The 2,017-nt window shown below is 52.1% G+C and carries 3 protein-coding genes; 1 reads left to right on the top strand and 2 read right to left on the bottom strand.

Annotated features, from left to right (window positions below):
• Positions 1-748, bottom strand: a 748-nt coding sequence (locus tag BCA33_RS19465) for a DUF2235 domain-containing protein (RefSeq protein WP_139173070.1), incomplete at its 3' end; no start/stop codon positions are given.
• 23 nt (positions 749-771) lie between these two features.
• Positions 772-1,263, bottom strand: coding sequence for a hypothetical protein (locus tag BCA33_RS19470; RefSeq protein ID WP_071268440.1), 492 nt, complete (start codon positions 1,261-1,263; stop codon positions 772-774).
• 293 nt (positions 1,264-1,556) lie between these two features.
• Between BCA33_RS19470 and BCA33_RS19475 the strand changes: the two genes are divergently transcribed.
• Positions 1,557-1,868 carry a hypothetical protein gene (locus tag BCA33_RS19475; protein ID WP_071268442.1) on the top strand — a complete coding sequence of 104 codons (312 nt, stop codon included), beginning with the start codon at positions 1,557-1,559 and terminating at the stop codon, positions 1,866-1,868.
• The last annotated feature ends 149 nt before the right edge of the window (positions 1,869-2,017 follow it).

The following is a 2,017-nucleotide window of genomic DNA, read 5'->3' on the forward strand; positions in this document are numbered from 1 at the left end:
CGATCGCGGTAAACTGCACCGCGCTGGTGATAGTTGACGGATCTAAATACAGGTTGACGGGAGAATTACGATTGTTGCTTGGCGTAAAGTCGCCGTTCTGGATGTTAATAATGCCGGCAACAGTATCAAATAGCCCAAGAAACCGAATGGTGACTTTTTCCGGCCAGGGAATACCATTAGCTGAAAATGCCTGCGCTAACATACCCTTGGAGCCACGATTTATATCATTCGCAGCGTGGCGGGCAGCCGCAGCCCCCCGGCTAAAGCCGAACAGATCGATAACCAAGTCGTCAATAATACCATTACTTGCTACTTCACTTGCATGAAGCGCGACTTCTGAAAATGCCCTCTTAACTTGTGCAACCACACCCGTTTCACCGAGGCCGGTCATCATGCCTTCTAATGAATCCTGTTCTCCAGTTTTTGAGCCAGCGCCCGGCACATATACGCGGCGCCGCCAGGTAATTGCAGTTTTGATTTCTTTACGGGTTTCGGTGTACAGGTTCTGTAACTTAGCTATATTACTCGTCCCATTAGCATAGCTATCCCCAAGCAATAAACTCAATCGGTGCTCGCATTCGATATCATCAATCTCTCCATTTTGGTGGGGCGTCAGACACTCGCTCTCAACACGATCACGAAATAAGTCAATGTTTCCCGCGTTATTCAGCGTTCCGTCGGTGAAGATCCCCACCTCTAGATGGACGGGTTTTCTTTTCTCTTTGCCCTGTGTTACCTCATCCGTCACAAATGCCGAGGCGGTAAGTGGAGCTACCAGGCTGATGCACCAAGGGGCAGGGATAATGGGCGTTGGGCATTCTTCGAGGCAAGGTGACGTTCCCCTGCGCGGCGTTCATTCATGGTGTCATTGAGGCCGAAGGCTCCAAGTTGACCGAGGCAACCCGGGCCTGAAAGACTAATGGTATCTGGTGTTATCTCCCACTGGTTGAGCGCCTCGACGTTCCGGCTAAGCCCGCCGTCAATGTTGCCGATTAAGTGCCAGGTGCCACCGTTTGGGTGATCGGCATCCGGTTTCCAGACGACAATAGGAAAAGAGGGTGGGCTGCTGGTAACAAGAAACAGTTGACCGTGCTCGAGTGCTTTTTGCAGTTGCTCAACACTCATTTCCCGACCGCTGGGGTCTTTAGGTACATTGTTGGATGGACCGTTAGCCAGCTTGGTGGCGCAAGTCCTGGCAAAAAATGGCCCTTCAATAAAGGGGAGGTCCCGGAGTTGCAGGTCCCAATGAGATTTGATGTTCATGGCTGCTGTCCTTGCGGCCTGAGAGTATTGAGGCCCACAAGGGTGATGCTGTTTAAGGCAGGCGCTCTCCATGACGATTAACGGCGATCTTCCAGAGCACCGTCAGCAGACTGTAATCAAAATTGTTTTAGCGCGCAACGGTGCGCGTGGTGCAACAGCCGATCCAACAGCGCAGCCTGATTAAAGGTGTCGACCAAAGGCTGTAATCTTACTCCGGTGGCGGGAAATGGTCATGAAATCGACCTGCATCTTTTTGCTAGGCGGGGTCTCAAAACAAACCATCGGGTCAGATTGTGGTTCACAGCCAAACAGAACAGCAGTGGCTAAATGAGTTTACGGTACCGCTGAAATCTTTGCTGGGATTTGAGGGGGTGATTCGCAAGGGCTTTCAGCGAGGCATACTCTTTGGCTTCGAAGATTACCTAGAATTGGTCGATTGCACTGGCCGAATTAGCCGGGATGACAAACGTGGCGCGATTGATGAAAAAGCCTTGCCGATTCTGGAAAGGCTGAATATTGGCCCGGGCCAGTGGTGCGAGCGAGCGACTCGATTTGAGGCAACCTATCAGGATTATCGACAGAGCCCGCGACGACGGGCGGCCTGAGGGTCGAAACCGCCGGGCCTTCCGGCAAATCACTACCAGTCAGATGGTGCTGCCTCATCAAAGTACGAAGCAGTGCAATATCGACGGGTATTGACTCTGCTTCATCGACGAATGCCATCAGCGGATCACTCCGCGATTCATAGCGCTCA

Source organism: Marinobacter sp. AC-23, assembly GCF_001858325.1.
In the GTDB taxonomy this organism is placed as follows: Bacteria; Pseudomonadota; Gammaproteobacteria; order Pseudomonadales; family Oleiphilaceae; genus Marinobacter.